Here is a 206-nt window from a genome sequence, read left to right as displayed (position 1 = left end):
AAGCCTGCTGGAACCTCTTTTCGTAATGCGATTTTTGGTGGCTGTAAACTTGCCAGATTCAAAAACACTTGGGTCAACCCCAGCGAAAGCCACCAATTTTTTAGGGTCAGTAAATCGATCTATTTCCCCAATTTCTGAAAAGATCGTTGCAGCGATCTTTTCTCCGATACCAGGGATAGATTTGATAATATTATATTCTTCAACTT

Annotated in this window: 1 protein-coding gene; it reads right to left on the bottom strand. The window is 39.8% G+C overall.

The features are described from left to right. A partial coding sequence (locus FS608_RS29975; protein ID WP_144556166.1) for a transposase occupies positions 1–206 on the bottom strand: 206 nt, incomplete at both ends.

Source organism: Bacillus sp. X1(2014), assembly GCF_007678255.1.
This window is presented reverse-complemented; position numbering and strand designations above follow the sequence as displayed.